Here is a 19,475-nt window from a genome sequence, read left to right on the forward strand (position 1 = left end):
GCCGGTTCACCCGGTCGTGTCGAACAGCACCGGCCACGGCCGCGCCGCCGGCACCGACGTCGCGGACAGGGCGGGCGCGGTGGGGTCGGCCTCGGCCAGCACCTCCGCGGCGAGCTGACCGAACATCGCCGCCGCCGGGTGCGCCGACCGGTCCGGCCAGGCCGCCGAGGTGCGCTTCGCCAGCGGCGCGTCGGTGATCGGCCGCCAGGCCATCCGGGGCTCCCGGCGGGCCACCGCCGCCGGTTCCACGGCCACCCCGCCCCCGGCCAGCACCAGCCCGCAGAGGAACTCCGGGTTGCGGGCCGGGCGCACCAGGCCGGGCTCCAACCGTGCTGCCGGCACACAGTGAGCAGGTGATCGTGCCAGCCGGGGGCGGTGGCGCGGGGCGCGGCCACCAGATCCAGACCGGCCAGCGACGCGAGCGTCACCGCACGGCCGCGGGCCAGCGGCGAGGTGCGCGGCAGCAACACCCCCAGGGGTACGTCGACCGGGGTGCCGAAGCGCAACCCGTCCGCCGCCACCGGGTGATGCACGAGCCCCACGTCCAGGGTCCGCTCGCCGAGCATCCGCACCTGCTCGGCCGTGGTCAGCTCGTGCAGCTCCACGTCCAGACCGGGTGCCCGGGTGGTGAGCCCGTCGAGCAGCGAGCGCAGCGTCACGGCGGGCGTCTCCGGTGGCACCCCGGCACGGAGTACGCCCAGCTCACCGGCGCGGATCTGCCCCATCAGGCTGCGGAGTCGACCCTCGCCGGCGAGCAGCTCCTCCGCCTCGCCGAGCAGCAGCTCACCGGCGGTGGTGAGGCGTACCTGGCGGCGGGACCTGTCGAACAGCTCGACAGTCAGCTCCCGTTCCAGCCGCTGGATCGACTGGCTCAGCGGCGGCTGGGCCATCCCGAGCAGCTCCGCGGCCCGCCCGAAGTGCAGTTCGTGTGCGACCACCACGAAGTGCCGCAGGTGCCGGAGCAGATCCACGGCGGCGACCCTACGCCAGCGCCGCCACGCCGCCGCTGGATACCGTTCTGGCGTGGACGTGGAGGAACGCATCGAGGCCATCTTCGCCGCCGTCGGGGTGACGGCCAGCCTGCAGGTCGTGGACCTGGACGCCGTCGACCTGAGCGCCGTCGACCTGGGCGTGCGGTCCGACGGCGGCGGCCTGGTCGGCGGCCCGGTCGGCGGCCTTCGCGAGGTCGGGGTGCGGGCCGACGAGCAGGTGGTGATCGCCTCGATCTTCAAGATCCTGCTGGTGCTGGAGTTCGCCCGGCAGGTCGAGGCCGGTCAGCTCGACCCGACCGAGCGGGTCCTGGTCACCGCCGCCGACCGGCTCGGTGGGTGGGGGCTGGCCGGCTGCGCCGACGACGCCGAGGTGTCGTTGCGCGACCTCGCGTACTTCGCCATGTCGGTGACCGACAACACGGCCGCCGACCTGCTGCTGCGCCGGGTCGGCCCGGACCTGCTGCCGATGCTCGCCGTCGAGCTGGGGCTGACCCGTACCCGCGTCCTCGGTGGTCCCCGGGAGCTGGTCGAGATGATGCTCGCCGATGTGGGCGCGCGGACCGAGGCGGAGTTCGCCCGGATCTTCCCCACGCTGCCGGCCGACCGGGTCCGGGCGATGCGGGTCTTCGACCCCGCGCACACCACGTCCAGCACCGCCCGGGAGATCACCCGGCTGCTCACGCTGATCTGGCGGGACGAGGCCGGACCGGCGGCGGCCTGCGCGATGGTCCGCACCTGGATGGCCCGGCAGATCTTCTGGACCCGGCTGGCCGCCGGTTTCCCGCCCGGCGTCCGGGTCTCCGGGAAGACCGGCACCCTGCCCGGGTTCCACCTGGAGGCCGGGGTCGCCGAATACCCCGACGGCGGCCGGTACGCGATAGCCGTGTTCGCCCGGGCCGAACAGTTGACCCCGCGCCGCATCGATGTGGACCTGGCGATGGGCGAGGCCGCCCGCACGGCCGTCGAGGCGCTGCGCGGCGACTGATTTCGCGCCCGCCCGAGCGTCGACGCACCCGTGCCGAGCAGGTCCGATATCCGGTGGCGTATCGAAGCCGACGGCCCTTGATCTTGGACTGCGGCGAGGTGCCGCTGGTTGGCTCGTGGCCGACACATCGCCCGACCACGGGGAGTAGATCCGCATGCCCAGTCTCGACCGCCGACGCTTCCTGCGCGACGCCGCCGCCACCACCGCCCTGGTCTCCGCCGGTGGACTCGCCGCCGGTGTCGCCACCCCGGCCCAGGCCGCGCCCTCGACCGCCGCGCCCACGCCGACCGTCGCACCCGCGCCGACCGCCCGCCGCAAGGGCGCGGTCAGCTTCCGCTGGTGGGGTACGGCCGGGTGGCGCGTCGACATCGGCGACCGCACTGTCCTCGTCGACCCGTTCCTCAGCCGGATCGACACCGGGCTGTTCACCGGCCCGTTCCGAACCGACACGAAGTTGACAGTGCGTACCGACGTGATCGACCCGCGCGTCGACCGGGCCATGACGGTGCTTGTCACGCACACGCACTGGGACCACTTCATGGACGTGCCGTACATCGCCAAGCGCACCGGCGCGCGGGTGTTCGGCACGCTCACCGCGTACCACCTGGGGTTGGCCTACGAGTTGCCGTCGACGCAGCTCAGCGCCGTGAAGGGTGGGGAGGTGCTGGACTTCGGCGACCACAGCGTCGAGGTGGTCGGCTCGTTGCACAGCCGCAACCCGTCGTACTCGGTTGCCTTCCCCGGTGTGCGGGTGAGCCCGCCGCCGCAGCCGGCCACCATCGCGGACCTGCCGGAGGGCGACACGCTCGGCTACCTGCTGCGGGTCGACAGCGGCCCGTCGGTCTACTTCACCGGGGCCAGCGACGTCGCCGAGCGAAACCTCACCGGGCTCGCGCCCGACGTGGCGATGGTGGCCATGCAGAACGCCACCACCACCGGCGACTACCTGCCCCGGCTACTGGCCGGCCTCGACTACCCGAAGGTCGTGGTGCCGGTGCACTACGACAACTTCGAGACCGAACTGAGGAACCCGCCGCCGGTCGCCCCGACCGACCGCACCCGGTTGAACGACATGATCGCAGCGATCCGCCGGATCTCGCCGCGCAGCCGCGTGCTGGTGCCCGAGTACGAGACCGCGTACCACTTCTGAGCAGCCGCGGTGGGGGTCGCAGGGCCCCCACCGTGCTCAGGCGGCGGTCATCTCCGCCAGGGCCCGCACCGACTTCCAGTTGCGGCTGGTGGCCACCACGCCGAGCTTCTTCTCCAGGTAGGCGTTCGTGAACTTCGACCGCCCGTAACCGCCGTCGACGTAGTGCAGGAACACCTCCCGGCTGGTCACCGTGAACGACACGTTCTCGCCACCGGGCACGGCGAGGCTGTCCACCGCGGACTTCTTCGGCGCGGTGGCGAGGAAGGCCACCAGCAGTCGCGTCGGGTCGTCCTCCCGGTCGGCGTACGGGTTGCCGCCGGCGATCGCCGCCAGCTCCCGGCCGCCGCGCACCAACACCGGCACTGTCAACGCCAGCTCGTCGGTGAGCGCCCGAGCGATCCCGGCGGCCAGCTTCTCCGCGTCGCGCACCGTGCTGCCGAAGGCCACGTTGCCGCTCTGCAGGTACGTCGTGACGTCCTCGTGCCCGAGGTCGGTGACGATCCGGCGCAGGTCGCCCATCGCCAGCCGGGTGGTGCCGACGTTGACCCCGCGCAGCAGGGCGACGTAACGGGTCATGGCTCCTCCTGAGTGTGCGGCCGACCGGCTCAGCGTAGGCCGCCCGGCCCCACCAGCCCTGTTTCGTACGCGACGATCACCAGTTGCGCCCGGTCGCGTACCGCCAGCTTGGTCAGCAGCCGCCCGACGTGCGTCTTGACGGTGGCCTGGCTGAGGTTGAGGTGCGCGGCCAGCTCCGCGTTGGACAGGCCCCGGGCGATGAGCGCGAGCACCTCCCGTTCCCGGTCGGTCACCCCGTCGAGTTGTCGCGGCAGCGGCCGGGTCGGCTCGGGCTGCCGGGCGAACTCGTCGATCAACCGGCGGGTCACCGTCGGCGCGAGCAGCCCCTCCCCGGCGGCGACCACCCGGATTCCGGTCAGCAGGTCCGCCGGTGGGGTGTCCTTGAGCAGGAACCCGCTGGCTCCGGCGCGCAGCGCCCCGTACACGTACTCGTCGAGGTCGAACGTGGTCAGGATGATGACCCGGGTGCCTGCCGTCGCCGGGTCGGCGCAGATCCGCCGGGTCGCCTCGATGCCGTCCATCTCCGGCATCCGGACGTCCATCAACACCACGTCCGGCCGGTGCTGCCCGGCCAACGCGACGGCCTCCACGCCGGTGCCCGCCTCGCCGACGGTGGTGCAGTCCGGGCTGAGATCGACGAGCAGCCGGAAACTGCCCCGCAGCAGCGCCTGGTCGTCGGCGATCAGCACGCGGATCACGCGGCCACCCGGTAGGGGAGGCTGGCCGTCACCGCGAAGCCGCCGTCGGAGCGTGGGCCGGCGCGGAACTCCCCGCCGTGCAACACCACCCGTTCCCGCATGCCGATCAACCCGTGCCCCTCCCCGCCGATCAGGACCGGCCGCCGGCCGTCGTCGGTCACCTCCACCCGCACCTCGTCGGGCAGGACGGTCACCGTAGCCCGGCAGGCGGCCGGCGCCGCGTGCTTCACCACGTTCGTCACCGCCTCCTGCACGATCCGGTACACCGCGAGGCCCACCGACTCCGGCACCGCGCCGGCCGGCTCCTCCCGCCGTACGTCGAGCTGGACGTCGACGCCGCCGATCGCCGCCTGCCGGGCGAGGGCCGGCAACTCGTCCAGGCCGGGCGTCGGCGCGTACGGGCTGTCCTCGCGCAGGACGCCGAGTACGCGACGCACGTCGGTGAGGGCGTTGCGGCCGGTCTCCTCGATGACCCGCAGAGCGGCACCCGCCTCGCGGGGGTCGGCCTCGGCGACGTGGTTGGCTACGGCCGCCTTCACCACGATGAGGCTCAGCGTGTGCGCGACAACGTCGTGCAGCTCGCGCGCCACCCGCAACCGCTCCTCGGTGGCGACCTGACGGACCAACTGGTCACTCTGCCGGGTGGCGAGGGCGCGTCGCTCCCGGATCAGCCAGCCGATCACCCAGGCCGGCCCGACCATGACTGCGGCATAGGCGACTGCGCCGGTCCGTGACCAGAGGTCGCCAGCGGTCAGCACCAGGCCGACGCTCACCAGAGCGAGACAACCGGCGGCGCAGAGCATCGACCACCGCGTGGGCGTCGACACGGCCACCGTGTAGAAGGACAGGCCGATGGCGAACGCCGGCGCTGCGGCCGCGAAGTTGGGTATCACCCCGGTGATCAGGGCAACAGTGGCGACCGAGCTGATCACGACTGCCACCGCCATCGGCCACCGTCGCCGGACGGCCAACGGCAGCCCGAGAGCCATCCCGACAAGCACGGATATCCAGAGCGGCTCGCGTACGCCGCCGTGCAGCGGCGACTCCAGCGCCGCGTACGGGCAGAGCAGCCCGCCGACGGCCACCGCCAGCAGAGCGTCCACGGTGTACAGGTCCACCGGCCGCATCCGTCGGGTCAGCAGGAGAGGTGTCACCCGTCGAACGGTATCGGCCGGCTGAGCCGGCCGCGTCGGCCTGCGGGTGGTCATCCCGCAGGAGTACGCGTCGGCGTTCGCGGGCCTCGGCCTCCACCCGGGGGAGGGCGGAGAAGTGCCCGCCTCGGCACGACGCGCCGGGTCCCCACATTCGGGACCGTACTGGTCATGACCACACACACGGTGACCCTGACGGGGCTTCGCGCGGTGTACGGCACCGGAACCCGGCGGGTGACGGCGCTCGACGGCGTGACCACCAGCTTCGCGAGCGGCACGTTCACGGCGGTGATGGGCCCCTCAGGCTCGGGAAAGTCCACTCTGCTGCACTGCGCGGCAGGGCTGGACCGCCCGACCGAGGGGATCGTCACGATCGACGGCACTCGCCTCAACGACCTCGGCGAGGACGCGCTGACCCGGCTGCGCCGCGACCGGATCGGCTTCGTGTTCCAGGCGTTCAACCTCGTGTCCACGCTGACCGCGGCGCAGAACGTCGAGTTGCCGTCGCGCCTGGCCCGCCGCCGCTCGCCGGCCCGGGACGTCACCGCCGCCCTCGACGCCGTCGGGCTCGCCGACCGGGCCGGGCACCGGCCGAGTGAGCTGTCCGGCGGCGAGCAGCAGCGCGTCGCCGTGGCCCGGGCGTTGATCACCCGTCCGGCGGTGGTCTTCGCCGACGAACCGACCGGGGCACTGGACAGCGCGTCCTCCCGGCAGGTGCTCCGGCTGCTGCGGGCGCTCGTCGACGACCACGGGCAGACAGTCGTGATGGTGACCCACGACCCGGCCGCCGCCGCGTACGCCGATCGGGTCCTCCTGCTGGCCGACGGCCGCGTCGTCGACGAGCTGACCGGCGGGATCACCGCCGCCGCCGTCGCCGCCCGGATCGCCGAGCGGGAAACCGTCGCCGCGGGCCCGTCCCACGCGCTGGAGACCAGTGCGGAGTCGTCGTGCTGAGCGTCCGCCGGTCGGCCAGCGCGTTCGTGGCCGTCGCCATCGGGGTCGCGCTCGTCGCGGCGGCCACCCTGCTGCTCGCGTCCGGGCGTCCGCAGGTGCCGGACCGGCTGGCGCGGGCCGCGGTCGTGGTGCAGAGCCCCGAGGCGGGTGCGTCCGCCGACGAGTTCGTGCCGACCCGGCCCTGGTCCGCCGCAGTGGCGGCGGAGTTCGTCGGCAGGCTTGCCGGCCTGCCCGAGGTCGTGGCGGCGGTGCCGGACCGCACCTTCTACGCTCAGCCGCTCGTCGACGGTCGATCCTCGGCCGCCGACACCCGGCGGGAGGACGCCTTCCAGGGGCACGGCTGGTCCAGTGCCCATCTGGGTGGACTGCGCCCCACGGCTGGCGAGCCACCCCGCCGGCCCGGCGAGGTGGTCGTCGACAGCGCGCTCGGGCTGCGCGTCGGCGCGCCTGTCACACTGCTGACCGCCGCCGGTCCGGAGTCGTACACCGTCACCGGTCTTGTCGACGGGCCCGGCGTCCACGTCGCGGACGAGGTCGCCGCCGCCCTCGCCCCTGGCGTCCGGGCCATCGGGCTGGTGCTCGCGCCGGGGGCCGATCCCGAGCGGGTCGCCGCGGCGGCTCGCGGAGTCGTCGGCGGCGACGGACGGGTGCTGACCGGTGACGCCCGTGGCGCGCTGGAGCCGCGCGGCGACGCCCGTACCCGGTGGATCGGCATGCAGGTGCTCACCGCCACGGCGGCCCTCGCCGGTTTCGTCACGGTGTTCGTGGTCGCCTCCACCTTCGCGTTCACCATCGCGCAGCGCCGCCGCGAGCTGGGCCTGCTGCGCGCCGTCGGCGCCACCGGACGTCAGGTCCGCCGCATGGTGTACGCGGAGGCGCTCGCCGTCGGCGTCTCGGCGGGGCTCGTCGGCCTGCTGGTGGGCGCGGCGCTCGCCCCGTTGCTGGGCCGGCTGCTCGTCGACTTCGGCTACGAACCATCGACCTTCCGGGTCCGCTACGAACTCTGGCCGGTCGCGGTCTCTCTCGCCGCCGGGCCGGTGATCGCGTTACTGGCCGTCTGGTCGGCGTCGCGCCGAGCGGCGCGGGTGCGCCCGTTGGAGGCGCTGCGCGAGGCTGCTGTGGAACAACGGTCGATCGGGCGGCTGCGCGCCGCCACCGGGGTGCTGCTCGTCGCGGCGGGGGGCGCGCTCAGTGTTGGCACGGCGACCGCCGATGAGGCGCGGGTCGGGGCGCAGTACGCCCTCTACGCGGTGATGGCGCTGGTGGCAGGTGCCACAGTGCTCGCCCCGGTGGTGGTCGGGCCGCTGGTGTGGCTGCTGCGTTCTCCGGTCCGTCGGCGCGGTGGCGCGATCGGGATGCTGGTTCGGGGCGGGGCGTTGACAGCGACCCGGCGGACCGCCGCCATCGCCGCGCCGGTGCTGCTCACTGTCGCGTTCGCGGTGCTGGTGTCCGGGATGGTGCGCACCACCAGCGCCGCGTACGCGGCAGGTCGGGCGGACAACGTGAACGCCGGCTGGATCGTCGTGCCGGACCGCGCACCGGGCCTCTCCGACCGGGCCGTCGCCGCGACCGGTGGCACCGCTCTGCTGCCGACCACCGTCTACCGCACCGACCCCGGAACGTCGCCGGAGAACCGGCCGATGACCGCGCTCGGCGTGGACCCGGTGGGCTTCGCCGCCGCGAACCGGGTGCTCACCGTCGTCGCCGGTTCGCTCGACGACCTCGAGGGCGACGACACGGTGGTGGTCACCGCCTCGGCGAACCGGCTGCCGTCCGAGCCGTACCCGGTGGTCTTCGCCGACGGGACGTCGGTGTCGTTGCGGGTCGTCGCCGTGGTCACCGACACGTCGATCCCCGGCGACCTGCTCGTGCCCCGGGCCGTGGTGCGGGCGCACGACCCGTCGGCGCTGACCTCCACGGTGTACGTCCGGGACCGGATCGATCCGCCCGTCGGCGCGCGGATCCTCGACATCCCGGCCTGGGCGGTCGAGGCGGACGCCGCCGAGGACCGCCTCGTCTGGCTCTTCACAGTGCTGCTGATCGGGGTGTCCGCCGGCTACGGAGCCATCGCGGTGGCCAACACGCTGCTGCTGGCCGCCGCCGGCCGAGCCGCGGACCTGCGGCTGATCCGGATGGCCGGGGCGACCCGACGGCAGGTCATCTGGCTGGTCACGGCCGAGTCGGCCCTGGTGGTCCTGATCGGCGCGCTGCTGGGTGGGGCTGTCGCGTTCGTCGGTCTGCTCAGCATCGGTGCCGGCCTCGCCGAGCAGGTCGGCGCCCCCGTCGACCTGGTGGTGCCGTGGCCGGTGGTCGCCGGGGTGGTGGGGTTGTGCCTGCTGCTCGCGGTGCTGTCCAGTGTGCTGCCGACGTGGCGGCTGCTGCGTCACCGCCCCGCGCGGTCGTCTGTCGGCCTCGTCGGATGACCGCGCCCCCCGCGAGGGCCGTCGGGCCGCTACCGTCCACGGATGCGAACCGTGCGCCCGGTCGGGCTGCTGCTCTCCGCCGCCGCCGTCGTGCTCTGGGCGTACGGCATGACCACGTGGCAGCCATTGACCGAGCCGCTCGGCCCGTGGTCGGAGCACCTGCCGGGCAACAACGCCTACTGGGCGCGCGACCTGCGGTTCATGGCGATCATGGCGGTGCCGCTCGGGTTGGTGCTGGCCGGCCGGGGGCAGGTGCGGTGGGGCGGTCCGGCGGTGGTGCTGGGCGGCTGCTGGATCGCCGCCGACGTGGCGATCGACAGGGCCGACCTGATCGGCTCCGACGCGACGGTGCTGCTCGCCGTCGGCGGGTGCGCAGTGCTCGGCGTGGTCGCGGCGATTCTGCTGTGGTGGGATCGCCGCACGCCTCCGGCCACCAACCGGCGGGTGCTGACCGGCGCGGCCTGCGTGGCCGGGGTGCTGACGCTGGTGGCGGCCGGAATGGAGTCACCTACCGACCGGGAGCCGGAGCTGAACCAGGGTGCCCTGGCCACGGCGGCGCTGCTGGTGGCCCTGGCCGTCGGTGCCGCGCTGGCGGCGGCTCCGGCGCGGACCCGGGTGCGCGTCGGGCTGGCGGTCGGTCTCACAGTTGTGGCATTGCTCGGCGTCGGGCTGGTCCGTGCCACCGCGCCCGGCACACGACTCCTGCCGGAGGTCGCTCTCGGGGCGGTGCTGCTCACCGGAGTCACCCTGCTGGCCTGGGACTGGCCGGGCGGCCGGCCGATCTGGTGGCACCACGCCCTGGCGGCTCTCATCGCGTTGGTAGGTCCGTTGGTGTTCCTGGCGGCCACGGCCATCCTCATGATGATCATGATGCCGATCGGCGCGACGTTCACCTCGCTGGCCGGCAACAGCCCGATCCACGCCGCCGACTCCGATCTGCTCGTCTCCCTGGCCGGGCTGCTCGCCGGGCTCGGAATGGCCGTTCTGCTGGCGCGACCGAGCGTCGACGACCGCCGGCAGCTCAGGTAGCTACTCGACGACCGGCAGCACCACCTCGTTGCGGCGCAGGAACCACGGCTTCCACGGCGGGTCGAAGCGCGCGTACCGGATGGCGCCCGTCGGTTGCAGACCGGCGGCGGTCACCGACCGGCCGAGCATGGTGGCCCGCTGGCTGAACGCCTGCTCCGTCCACCGTCCGGAGAACCGCATCGCCGCCGCCAGCCGCGCCGGAACCGCGCGGATGCGCACCCGGGCATCCACCGGCTCGGGCAGGGTGGCGGTGGTGAAGGTGGCTGGCATGACGAACTGGATCAGGTACGCGCCCGGCCACTCGCCCTCGATCTGGACCACCGGCACTGTCATCGCGATCTTCTCCGAGCCGCCGGCCGCCGCCGTCGTCGTCGCGGCGGAACCAATCGGGTGCCGGGCCCGATTGGCGCCACCGATGTACGCGGCCAGCGGCCGGAACGCCTCGATCGGCGCACGGGTGAACGACGCCTGGATCTGCATCTCGGCCACCAGATGGGCGGGGTACCGACGCAGCTCGAAGCCGGGGTGTCGGGACACCACCCGGTACGGCTGCTGTTCGGTCATCGCGCGGCTCCCAGGGTCTGCTGGGACAGACGCTACCGCCCGTCCGGCTCCCGCTCGGCCGAAGTCGGCTGCTCCGGCCCGGGGGCCAGGGCACGCGTGGTCAACCGCCAGTACTGCCGCTTGCCCTCGTCGCGCAGCACCACCCCGATCTGGCCCAGCTCGCGGCGCAACTCCCGGGCGTCGTCGCGGCGGTCCCGCTGGATCGCCCGTTCCCGGGCGCGCAGCAGCGCGTCCGGGCCGGCGGGCAGCCCGGGCAGGTCCGGGACCCACAGCCGGTACGCCGACCGGTGCGGGTCGTCGTCCGCCCAACCCCAGCCGTGCGCCCGGAACGCCGCGGCCAGTTCGGCGGCCGGCAGGTCCGTCGACTCCCGGACCAGCTCCGCGCCGTCGGCGTCGAGCAGCACCAGGTGCTTGTCGGCGAGGAAGACCACCCGGGTGTCGACCCGCGCGACGGTCCGGTTCTCGTCTGAGCGGCGCAGCCGGACCTGCGCCGCGTCGACGGTGACGATCAGCCGTTCGGCGGTGCCGATCCCGGCGATGACCAGGCCGGCCACCACGCCCACCGCGATGGTGCCGGCGGTGGCCTGCGGCTCGGGCAGCCGGTCCAGCCACTCGATCACGCCGTCGAACGGCACCCAGGGCAGCCGGGCGAGCCAGCCCGTCGCCGCCGCGAGGAGCCATCCGGCGCCCGCGCCGAGCAGCGGGAAACCACCCCACAGGACCGCCAGTTCCAACGCGCCGCCGCTGACCACTGTGCGCGGACGGTAGCCGGCCACGTCCATGGTCAGGACACCTCGCGGCGCAGCGTCCGGAACAGGCCGGCGGCCAGCGGGAGGACCATCCAGACGAGCAGGGACACCACGATCCGCCCCCACTGCCCGCCGGTGAGCGCGTCGCTGCTGAACAGCGGCTCCATGGTCTTGCTGGTGTCCAGCCATTCGGACGGACCGCGCAGGGGCTTGACCATCTCGCCGAGCACCCCCCACAGGGTGGGCAGCAGCAGGTAGCCGACGATCGCCAGCGGCGGGTTGAGCAGCAGCAGACCGAAGGCGGCGCCCATCAACACGCTGGTGACCTGGAGGATCGCCGCGTTCAGGATCAGCGACCCGTCGAGCTGCCAGGTGCCCGCGCCGCCGGTGGCGGACGCGACAAGCGTCCCGGCGGCGGCGACGGCCAGGCTGGCCAGCACCGAGGCGAGCGCCGTCAGTGACACGGCGATCAGCTTCGCGGCCACCACCCGCTCCCGGCGGGGCACCAGGGCGTACGTGGTGAGGGCTGTCCGTTGCGACCATTCGCTGGTGATCGACAGGATGCCGAGCACCGGCAGCAGCACTCCCACCGGCAGCAGCGAGGGGACGAAGAAGTTGACGAACGTCTGGTCGGCGTCCTTGGCGTAGATCAGTTGCAGGGTGACGATCACGGCGGTCACCAGGCCGATGGTGATCAGCAGCCAGCGACCGGCCCGGGTGTCGACGAGCTTGCGCACCTCCACGGCGGTGAGCCGGAGCAGCGACGGTCGGCGTACCGGGGAATGGTGCCGGGGCGCGACGGCGCCTGCGGCGGGCGCGGTGGTGGTGGTCATCGGACGGCCTCCTTCGTCGATTCGCCGGCGGTCAGGGTGAGGAAGAGTTGTTCGAGGCCACCGCCGCTGGCGGGGCGCAGCTCGGCCAGCGCGACGCCGGCATCGGCGGCGGCCTGGCCGACCGCCTCGGCGTCGGCCTGCACGAGCAGCCCCTCCGAGCTGTCGGCGGCGGTCAGGTTGGCCACCTCCAGCGCCCGGCGCAGCGCCGCGCCGTCGCGGGCCCGGACCACGGTGCCGCCGCCGGCCAGCAGCTCGTTCTTGTCGCCCTGGGCCACGATCCGGCCACCCCCGATCACCACCAGCCGGTCCGCGACCGCCTCCACCTCGCGCAGCAGGTGGGAGGAGAGCAGCACGGTGCCGCCCCGGTCGGCGAAGTCGCGCAGCAGGCCGCGCATCCAGAAGATCCCCTCCGGGTCCAGCCCGTTGGCCGGCTCGTCGAGGATCAGCACCCGGGGGTCGCCGAGCAGCGCGTGCGCCAGCCCGAGCCGTTGGCGCATGCCCAACGAGTACGCCCGTACCCGACGCTTCGCGGCCACCGCGTTCAACCCGACCAGGTCGAGCTTCGCGGCGACCTCGCGCCGGTCCAGACCCATGGTGTACGCGGACAGCGTCAACGCCTCGCGGCCGGTGCGCCCGGCGTGCTGGGCGGAGGCGTCCAGCAGCACACCGACCTCCCGCCCCGGGTTGGGCAGGTCCTGGTACTGGTGCCCGGAGACGGTGGCCCGACCGGCGGTCGGCGCGGTGAGCCCGCAGATCATGCGCATCGTCGTCGACTTGCCGGCGCCGTTGGGGCCGAGGAAGCCGGTGACGGTGCCCGGCTCGCACTGGAACGACACGTCGTCCACGGCCGGGTGTGGTCCGTACCGCTTGGTGAGGTTCTCCACGGTGATCATGTGGTCGAGCCTGCCCGCGCCGCCCGGCCATCCGCTGCGGCCACCGGTAGGTGCCGCGTCGACCTTGGTCGACCGGCGGGTCTCGACTTTGGTAGCTGGTCGTGTCGCCCGTCGGCTGCCTAGCATGGCGTCGTGACCAGCCTCGCCGTCCCGGAGCACCCCTGGCTGCTGCCAGGGGAGCTGGTGGTGCCGGCTGAGGGTGGGCGTAGGCGTCCGCGCCGCACCACGCGCGACTGGATCGTGGACAGCATCGCGTTCCTGATCTCCCTGCTCTGGGTGCTGTTCGTCACCGCCGACGCAATGTCGCCCGATCCGGCGATCACGACCCCGCTGCCGCACGACTGGATGATCGGCGCGGATGCAGTGATCGGGTTGGTCTGCTGTGGGCTGCTCTGGTTGCGCCGCCGGTGGCCGCTCGGGCTGATGGTGGCCACGACGCCGCTGACCCTGTTCTCGATGGCGTCCGCCGTCCCGCTGTTGATCTTCTACTTCACTGTGGTGGTGCACCGGCGGACCGCCATTGCGATCGCGGTCACCGGTGCCGGCCTCGTCACCAACATGGTCTTCAGTTGGCTGCGCCCTGACCCGAACATGTCGTACTGGCTCACCGCGTCGTGGGGCGTGGTGCTCAGCCTCGCCGTGCTGGCCTGGGGAATGTTCGTCCGCGCCCGCCGGCAGTTGATCGTGTCGTTGCGGGAGCGGGCCGAGCGGGCCGAGGCGGAGCAGCAGCTGCGGGTCACCCAGGCCCGCCACCTCGAACGCACCCGGATCGCCCGGGAGATGCACGACGTGCTGGCCCACCGGATCTCGCTGCTCAGCCTGCACGCGGGCGCGCTGGAGTTCCGTCCGGACGCGCCGGCCGACGAGGTGGCACGGGCCGCCGGGGTGATCCGGGGCAGCGCACACGCCGCCCTGCAGGACCTGCGGGAGGTGATCGGGGTGCTCCGGGCCGAGGACGGCGGCGGCCGCGACGCACCGGAGCCGCCGCAGCCCACCCTCGCCGACCTGCCGGCCCTGATCGCCGAGTCACGGTCGGCCGGGGTGCGGGTCAACGTCAGCGACAGCGTCGCCAGGCCGGAGCAGGTGCCGTCGGCGCTGGGCCGGGCGGCGTACCGGATCGTGCAGGAGGGGCTCACCAACGCCCGCAAGCACGCGGCCGGCGCGGCGGTCACCGTGGACGTGGCCGGCGGGCCGGGCACCGGGCTCACCGTGGCGATCGGCAACCGATGGCCGGTCGGCGCGCCTGCCGGCGACACACTGCCGGGTGCCGGCACCGGCCTGGTCGGCATCAGCGAACGGGTCACCCTGGCCGGGGGTCGACTCGCCTACGGTCGGGACGACACGGGTGACTTCCGGCTGGCCGCCTGGCTGCCGTGGCCGGCGTGACCAACCCAGCCGGGCCGCCGGGCGCGACCGGGCCGGACGGCGCAGCCGGGCCGCCGGTGCGCGTGCTGATCGTGGACGACGACGCCCTGGTTCGGGCCGGGCTCTCGATGATCCTCGGCGGCCTGCCGGACCTGACAGTGGTCGGCGAGGCGGCCGACGGCGGCGAGGTGCCGGCGGCCGTCGCCGCGTACGCCCCGGACGTGGTGCTCATGGACATCCGGATGCCCCGGGTCGACGGGCTGACCGCCACCGAGGCGCTGCGTGCCCGGCCGCACCCACCGGAGGTGCTGGTGCTGACCACCTTCGACGCCGACGAGCAGGTGCTGCGGGCGCTCCGTGCCGGGGCAGCCGGTTTCCTGCTCAAGGACACCCCACCTGCGGAGATCGTGCGCGCCGTGCGCCGGGTCGCGGCGGGCGAGGCGACCCTCTCCCCGACGGTGACCCGGACGTTGATCGCGCACGTGACCGCCGCCGCCCCCGGCCCGGTCGGCCCGGACCCGCGCCGGGAACGGGCGCTGCGGCTGCTCACCGGGCTGAGTGAGCGGGAACGGCAGGTGGCTGTCGCGCTGGGGCGGGGTCACACCAACGCGGAGATCGCGGGGGAGTTGTTCATGAGCGTGGCGACGGTGAAGGCGTACGTCTCCCGGCTGCTGACCCGGCTCGACCTCAACAACCGGGTGCAGGTGGCTCTGCTCGTGCACGACGCCGGCCTCGTCTGACTGTCGGTCGCGCCGGACCCGGTTGGTCGATCACCTACCAGCACCACTGGGATACACTCATTTTTGGTTGTTCCATAGTTGGTAGTATCAGGAGTGATCGTGGACGGCTTTGTGGGACGAGACCGTGAACTCCACCTCCTGGACGGCATGCTCGCTCGGGTGCAGCGAGGTGGCCGTGCTGGTCGACCGGGGCGCGCCCTGCTCATGCGCGGTCGCCGACGGGTGGGCAAGTCCCGACTCGTCGAGGAGTTCATCGAGCGGGCCGAGGTGCCGTACCTCTTCTTCACCGCCTCAGCCCAGCCGACCGCCGCCGCCGAACTCGCCCTCTTCGTGGAGGAGGCCGCCGCCTCGACACTGCCGGGTGCACAGATCCTCCGGGAACAGCAACCACAGACCTGGGACGCCGCGCTGACCCTGCTCGCCGCCGCGCTGCCGTCCGACCGGCCGAGCGTCGTCGTCCTGGACGAGATGCCGTACCTCATCGCGAGCGACCCGGGCTTCGAAGGAACGCTGCAGAAGGTCTTCGATCGCGAGTTGTCCCGGCGACCGGTCCTGCTGATCTGTGTCGGATCTGACCTGGCCATGATGGAAGCCCTCAACGACTACGGCCGGCCGTTCCACCAGCGAGCCACGGAGATGGTCATTCCGCCGCTGAACCCGGCCGACGTCAGCGACATGCTCGGCCTGTCCGCCGCCGACGCGTTCGACGCCTACCTGGTGTCCGGTGGTCTGCCGCTGATCCTCGACGAGTGGCCGACCGGTGCGTCCGTCCACGAGTATCTGACCGACGCGGTACGGGATCCGACCTCTGCTCTGCTGGTCAGCGGCGAGCGGGCGCTGGCGGCGGAGTTCCCGCCCCAGTCCCAGGCGGGTCTGGTGCTGCGGGCCATCGGCTCCGGTGAACGGACCTTCTCGCTGATCTCCCGTGCGGCAGGGGATCTTCCGCAGGCGTCCCTGAACCGCGCCCTGCGCCTGCTGACCCAGAAGCGGGCCGTGGAGGTCACCGTTCCGCTGTCGACCAAGCCGTCACGGGAAACCAGGTACACGGTGGCCGACCCGTACCTGCGCTTCTGGCTGTCGTTCCTGGGGCCGCACCTCTCCGAGATCGAGCGGGGGCGGGGCGACCTGACCCTGCACCGGATCGACAGGTCGTGGGCGTCCTGGCGGGGCCGGGCCATCGAACCTGTCGTCCGGGAGGCGCTGCGCCGGCTGCCCAGTGACCATCTGCCGGCAGAAGCGGCGATGATCGGCGGTTACTGGACCCGGACCAACGACCCGGAAATCGACATAGTCGGCGCCGATCGCGCGCCCGTCGCTCGGAGCATCAGCTTCGTCGGCTCGGTCAAGTGGCAGGAGAACCGGCCCTTTGACGCGCATGACCTGGGCCGGCTGATCCTGCACCGCTCTCGGCTCCCCGGCGCCGACGAATCAGTGCCGGTCGTTGCCGTGTCGCGCAGCGGCTCTGCCGTCGACGGCATCCGCGTCCTGTCGGCGGAGGATCTGCTTACCGCGTACCGGAATTGAACTTTCGTCCGGTGTCCGCCGTACCCATGGCCGAGGATGTCGGTGCGGTGGGTCCGCCGTACCGCTGCCGAACTGCGGGAGGCCTGCCGTGCGAGTTGGTGAGCAGTCGACGGATCCCATCGACCAGGTACTGGGTGAGGTGCCAATGCCGGCACCGTTGACCCCGGAGGATGTCCGGCTCGCGGTCCGGGCGGTGGTCGTGCACACCGCCGAGGAGTGGCCCACGGGGCCGCTGTGCCGCAACGACGGCGCCTCCTACCCGTGCCGGCTGCACCGTTGGGGGCGACGGGTGTTGGAGACACATGGGCTCAACGAGCGGCAGATCGAGGCGTTGATCCGGCACGGCAATCCGTTCGTGCACGTGCCGTTCCCGTTCACGGCTACCGGGCCGTCGCGGCAACAGGCCGCGCGGGTCGTCCCCCAGGGGGTACGGCCCACCCCTGCTGGCCGGCCGGTGACTCCCCCCGTCACCGCGCCGCGCTGGCCCCGGGCGAGCTGAGCGCGCTACCCCTCCGCCCACCAGACCCGGGGCGACACGACGTCGGCCCGACGCGAGGATCCCCCCTCCGCGTCGGGCCGACGTCGCTCTGAGCGGGTGGCTCAGTTGCCGACCCCGCAGTCCGGGGCGGACCAGCTTGTCGTGTTCGAGCTGCTGTCGCTGTTGTTCTCCCGACGCGAGTCGACGTGCACGTGGTCGTCGTGGTCCGGGTAGCCCGGCCCGTAGATCCCACTGAAGCCGTTGTTGCGGGCGCCGCGGGCGATCTGGCACAGCGAGGACGTCCGTGAGGTCACGTCTGCCGCGTTGCCGTACAGGTGTTGGCTGTCGGACGCGCCGCCGACCTGGTTGTTGCAGGCGCGACTGCGGAAACCGCTGGACACGTTGAGTGGCTTGTCGCCGAGGCCCTTGCGCAGCGCCTCCAGCTTCCACATGGTGCGCAGCGCGTTCTGCTTGGTCTGGCTCGCCGACAGCGGGCCGCCGCTGTACCCGCTGCCGCCGCACCCGTTGTCCAGTTCGTTGAAGCTGAAGTGCGCGGGCGTGCAGTCGTTGTCCTGGAGCTGGTAGAGCTTGGCGAAGGTCTGCGGGCCGGCGATACCGTCGGCGCGCAGCCCGTACGCCTGCTGGAACCGCTTGACCGCGGCGGCGGTCTTCGGCCCGTAGCGGCCGTCGTTCTCCACGATGTCCCGGTAGCCGGCCCACCCGGCGACCCGGATCTGCAACTGGCGGACGTCGTCGCCGGAGCGCCCTTGGGACAGGGTGCGGTTCCAGGTGTAACAGCCGTCCGCATGCGCCGCCGGTGCGGCGATCACCGTGGCGATCGCGGCCCCGGGCAGTGCCAGGGCGAATGCGACGGCGGCACGCTTCAAGGTGTTTACGCGCACAGAAGTCCTCCCGATAGGAGAGCGAATGGGGTGGCTCCAGGACATCGACCGAGAAGTCCCGTGATTTCCACCCTCGCACTGATCCGTGCCTTTGGAGGTGGTTAACGAGAATTGTGCTCACAATCCGCTGTCCCTGGGTATTGCCTGGGAATTCGGCTGATTTGCGAAACAGCCATTTCCTGCCGATCGGCCCCTCCTGCGGTCAAGCACACCGAACGTCGCAATCTGTCACACGGAGGGTGATGTTCCCGGAGCGATGGCGGCCGGTAACGTCAGCCCCGGGCTGCGGACTGGCGGAGGTGCGCGTGGCACGCGGTGGCGTCTTCTGTGTCGAGGGTCAGTGGCACCGTGACCTCAACGAGCGGGGCTCGGTGCTGCCCACGCTGGAGCTGCTGGAGCGGCTGGGCAAGATCCGCTTCATCCACAAGGACGCGGCCACCCGCGACGAGTTGTTCTACTTTCTGGACCGTTGGCTGCTCAAGCAGTACGCCGACCACCGGGTCGGCTTCTTCGCCATGCACGGCGAGCCGAGTCGGCTCTGCCTCACCGACTGGCAGTCAGTGGAGTTGAACGAGGTGGCCGACCTGATGGCCGGCCGCGCCGAGGGCCGGCGGCTCTATTTCGGCAGCTGCTCGGTGCTGCGCGCCTCGGACGCGGTGCTGCGCGAGTTCCTGGAGGTCACCGGAGCCGCTCTGATCTGCGGTTTCACCCGAGAAGTCGACTGGGTCGAGTCGGCGGCCTTCGAAACCGTGCTGCTCGACGTGCTCGCCAACGGCCAGCGGCACAATGCCGCCGAGCTGCGGATGGGCTCCGCCCACTGGGCGCCGCTCGCGTCGTACCTCGGTTTCCGGGTGATCTACGCCAACGGTCGGGCCTGGCGTCCGTCCGGCCGCCCCCGGGTGCCCACCCAGGCCGTGCACGGCTCTGCGGCCCGACCCCACTGACCCGCCGCCGCCGCTGCGTCCCCGCCCTGGTAGGAACGGGGGATGGCGCGCAGCATCGCAAGGAACACCCGGGTCGACCGGGACAGCCTGCTCGACTTCCTCCGGCCGCGACACCGCGTCCTGCTGATGACCACCCGGGCCGACGGACGCCCGCAGTCCTCCCCGGTCTCCGCCGGAGTCGACGGGCAGGGCCGGCTGGTCGTCTCCACCTACCCCGAGCGGGCCAAGGTGACAAACCTCCGCCGCGACCCCCGGGTGTCGGCCTGCGTGCTCAGTGACGACTGGAACGGCCCCTGGGTGCAGATCGACGGCACCGCCGAGGTGCTGGACCTGCCCGAGGCTCTGGAGCCGCTCGTCGAGTACTTCCGCAGCATCTCCGGCGAGCACCCGGACTGGGACGACTACCGGGCGGCCATGGTCCGCCAGGGCAAGTCGCTGATCCGCGTCACCATCGACGCCTGGGGCCCCATCGCCACCGGCGGCTTCCCCGCCCGCCTCGCCGACTGACCCCGTCCCGCTGACCCC

At 72.8% G+C, this 19,475-nt stretch carries 19 protein-coding genes and 1 pseudogene; 11 read left to right on the forward strand and 9 right to left on the reverse strand.

Annotated elements, in window-relative coordinates; all coding sequences use genetic code 11:
- Positions 1-6 precede the first annotated feature (6 nt).
- Positions 7-1,052, reverse strand: a pseudogene (locus ACQP0U_RS05475) (LysR family transcriptional regulator).
- Here ACQP0U_RS05475 and ACQP0U_RS05480 point away from each other — a divergent pair.
- Positions 1,024-1,977, forward strand: a complete 954-nt coding sequence (locus ACQP0U_RS05480) for a serine hydrolase (RefSeq protein ID WP_433316317.1) — start codon at positions 1,024-1,026, stop codon at positions 1,975-1,977. The pseudogene ACQP0U_RS05475 and the gene ACQP0U_RS05480 overlap by 29 nt on opposite strands.
- A 154-nt stretch (positions 1,978-2,131) precedes the next feature.
- Complete coding sequence (locus ACQP0U_RS05485) at positions 2,132-3,127, forward strand: MBL fold metallo-hydrolase (RefSeq protein WP_433316319.1); 996 nt, start codon at positions 2,132-2,134, stop codon at positions 3,125-3,127.
- Between the two features lie 36 nt (positions 3,128-3,163).
- On the opposite strand, the gene ACQP0U_RS05490 is transcribed toward ACQP0U_RS05485, so the two are convergent.
- From ACQP0U_RS05490 to ACQP0U_RS05500, 3 genes are read right to left on the reverse strand one after another with little or no spacing between them, the layout of a single operon-like run.
- A complete protein-coding gene (locus ACQP0U_RS05490) occupies positions 3,164-3,703 on the reverse strand; it encodes a DUF1697 domain-containing protein (RefSeq protein WP_433316321.1) in 540 nt (179 codons plus the stop codon).
- Positions 3,704-3,732: 29 nt separating this feature from the next.
- A complete protein-coding gene (locus ACQP0U_RS05495; RefSeq protein ID WP_433316323.1) occupies positions 3,733-4,401 on the reverse strand; it encodes a response regulator in 669 nt (222 codons plus the stop codon).
- Positions 4,398-5,555 (reverse strand): sensor histidine kinase, encoded by a 1,158-nt coding sequence (locus tag ACQP0U_RS05500; RefSeq protein WP_433316326.1) that lies wholly within the window; start codon positions 5,553-5,555, stop codon positions 4,398-4,400. Before ACQP0U_RS05500 ends, ACQP0U_RS05495 begins: the two co-directional genes overlap by 4 nt.
- A gap of 168 nt (positions 5,556-5,723) precedes the next feature.
- Between ACQP0U_RS05500 and ACQP0U_RS05505 the strand changes: the two genes are divergently transcribed.
- From ACQP0U_RS05505 to ACQP0U_RS05515, 3 genes are read left to right on the forward strand one after another with little or no spacing between them, the layout of a single operon-like run.
- Entirely contained in the window at positions 5,724-6,506 is a 783-nt protein-coding gene (locus ACQP0U_RS05505; RefSeq protein WP_433316328.1) for an ABC transporter ATP-binding protein, read from the forward strand.
- On the forward strand, positions 6,500-8,929 hold the full coding sequence (locus ACQP0U_RS05510; RefSeq protein ID WP_433316329.1) for an ABC transporter permease: 2,430 nt from the start codon (positions 6,500-6,502) through the stop codon (positions 8,927-8,929). Before ACQP0U_RS05505 ends, ACQP0U_RS05510 begins: the two co-directional genes overlap by 7 nt.
- Before the next feature lie 42 nt (positions 8,930-8,971).
- A complete protein-coding gene (locus tag ACQP0U_RS05515) occupies positions 8,972-9,958 on the forward strand; it encodes a hypothetical protein (RefSeq protein WP_433316330.1) in 987 nt (328 codons plus the stop codon).
- Here the strand turns inward: ACQP0U_RS05515 and ACQP0U_RS05520 are convergent, their stop codons facing one another.
- Genes ACQP0U_RS05520 through ACQP0U_RS05535 form a run of 4 tightly spaced genes read right to left on the reverse strand, consistent with a single transcriptional unit; the run spans position 9,959 to position 12,997 of the window.
- A complete protein-coding gene (locus tag ACQP0U_RS05520) occupies positions 9,959-10,522 on the reverse strand; it encodes an SOUL family heme-binding protein (RefSeq protein ID WP_433316332.1) in 564 nt (187 codons plus the stop codon).
- A gap of 32 nt (positions 10,523-10,554) precedes the next feature.
- On the reverse strand, positions 10,555-11,304 hold the full coding sequence (locus ACQP0U_RS05525; protein ID WP_433316335.1) for a YqeB family protein: 750 nt from the start codon (positions 11,302-11,304) through the stop codon (positions 10,555-10,557).
- Between the two features lie 2 nt (positions 11,305-11,306).
- Positions 11,307-12,104, reverse strand: coding sequence for an ABC transporter permease (locus tag ACQP0U_RS05530; RefSeq protein ID WP_433316337.1), 798 nt, complete (start codon positions 12,102-12,104; stop codon positions 11,307-11,309).
- Entirely contained in the window at positions 12,101-12,997 is an 897-nt protein-coding gene (locus ACQP0U_RS05535; RefSeq protein WP_433316339.1) for an ABC transporter ATP-binding protein, read from the reverse strand. Before ACQP0U_RS05535 ends, ACQP0U_RS05530 begins: the two co-directional genes overlap by 4 nt.
- Before the next feature lie 132 nt (positions 12,998-13,129).
- On the opposite strand from ACQP0U_RS05535, the gene ACQP0U_RS05540 reads away from it, so the two are divergent.
- The 4 genes from ACQP0U_RS05540 (at position 13,130) to ACQP0U_RS05555 (ending at position 17,125) form a co-directional block, all read left to right on the forward strand.
- On the forward strand, positions 13,130-14,383 hold the full coding sequence (locus tag ACQP0U_RS05540; protein WP_433316341.1) for a sensor histidine kinase: 1,254 nt from the start codon (positions 13,130-13,132) through the stop codon (positions 14,381-14,383).
- The gene (locus ACQP0U_RS05545) at positions 14,362-15,102 is read left to right on the forward strand and encodes a response regulator (RefSeq protein WP_433320635.1); all 741 of its coding nucleotides are present in this window, start codon (positions 14,362-14,364) and stop codon (positions 15,100-15,102) included. The genes ACQP0U_RS05540 and ACQP0U_RS05545 overlap by 22 nt, the downstream gene beginning before the upstream one ends.
- 99 nt (positions 15,103-15,201) lie before the next feature.
- Positions 15,202-16,626 (forward strand): ATP-binding protein, encoded by a 1,425-nt coding sequence (locus tag ACQP0U_RS05550; RefSeq protein WP_433316342.1) that lies wholly within the window; start codon positions 15,202-15,204, stop codon positions 16,624-16,626.
- A gap of 145 nt (positions 16,627-16,771) precedes the next feature.
- The gene (locus ACQP0U_RS05555; RefSeq protein ID WP_433316344.1) at positions 16,772-17,125 is read left to right on the forward strand and encodes a hypothetical protein; all 354 of its coding nucleotides are present in this window, start codon (positions 16,772-16,774) and stop codon (positions 17,123-17,125) included.
- 101 nt (positions 17,126-17,226) lie between these two features.
- Here ACQP0U_RS05555 and ACQP0U_RS05560 read toward each other — a convergent pair whose 3' ends face one another.
- The gene (locus ACQP0U_RS05560) at positions 17,227-18,006 is read right to left on the reverse strand and encodes a D-Ala-D-Ala carboxypeptidase family metallohydrolase (protein WP_433316345.1); all 780 of its coding nucleotides are present in this window, start codon (positions 18,004-18,006) and stop codon (positions 17,227-17,229) included.
- 305 nt (positions 18,007-18,311) lie between these two features.
- Here ACQP0U_RS05560 and ACQP0U_RS05565 point away from each other — a divergent pair, with 305 nt between their 5' ends.
- Both ACQP0U_RS05565 and ACQP0U_RS05570 read left to right on the forward strand, forming a co-directional pair.
- On the forward strand, positions 18,312-18,950 hold the full coding sequence (locus ACQP0U_RS05565; protein ID WP_433316347.1) for a DUF6642 family protein: 639 nt from the start codon (positions 18,312-18,314) through the stop codon (positions 18,948-18,950).
- A gap of 42 nt (positions 18,951-18,992) precedes the next feature.
- Positions 18,993-19,457, forward strand: coding sequence for a PPOX class F420-dependent oxidoreductase (locus tag ACQP0U_RS05570; RefSeq protein ID WP_433316349.1), 465 nt, complete (start codon positions 18,993-18,995; stop codon positions 19,455-19,457).
- The last annotated feature ends 18 nt before the right edge of the window (positions 19,458-19,475 follow it).

Source organism: Micromonospora sp. CA-269861, from assembly GCF_050948505.1.
GTDB lineage: Bacteria > Actinomycetota > Actinomycetes > Mycobacteriales > Micromonosporaceae > Micromonospora.

Coding starts and splice junctions, on each gene's coding strand:
- ACQP0U_RS05525 (WP_433316335.1), bottom strand. CDS start 11,304: ATGGACGTGGCCGGCTACCGTCCGCGCACAGTGGTCAGCGGCGGCGCG.
- ACQP0U_RS05520 (WP_433316332.1), bottom strand. CDS start 10,522: ATGACCGAACAGCAGCCGTACCGGGTGGTGTCCCGACACCCCGGCTTC.
- ACQP0U_RS05505 (WP_433316328.1), top strand. CDS start 5,724: ATGACCACACACACGGTGACCCTGACGGGGCTTCGCGCGGTGTACGGC.
- ACQP0U_RS05570 (WP_433316349.1), top strand. CDS start 18,993: ATGGCGCGCAGCATCGCAAGGAACACCCGGGTCGACCGGGACAGCCTG.
- ACQP0U_RS05530 (WP_433316337.1), bottom strand. CDS start 12,104: ATGACCACCACCACCGCGCCCGCCGCAGGCGCCGTCGCGCCCCGGCAC.
- ACQP0U_RS05490 (WP_433316321.1), bottom strand. CDS start 3,703: ATGACCCGTTACGTCGCCCTGCTGCGCGGGGTCAACGTCGGCACCACC.
- ACQP0U_RS05555 (WP_433316344.1), top strand. CDS start 16,772: ATGCCGGCACCGTTGACCCCGGAGGATGTCCGGCTCGCGGTCCGGGCG.
- ACQP0U_RS05515 (WP_433316330.1), top strand. CDS start 8,972: ATGCGAACCGTGCGCCCGGTCGGGCTGCTGCTCTCCGCCGCCGCCGTC.
- ACQP0U_RS05485 (WP_433316319.1), top strand. CDS start 2,132: ATGCCCAGTCTCGACCGCCGACGCTTCCTGCGCGACGCCGCCGCCACC.
- ACQP0U_RS05535 (WP_433316339.1), bottom strand. CDS start 12,997: ATGATCACCGTGGAGAACCTCACCAAGCGGTACGGACCACACCCGGCC.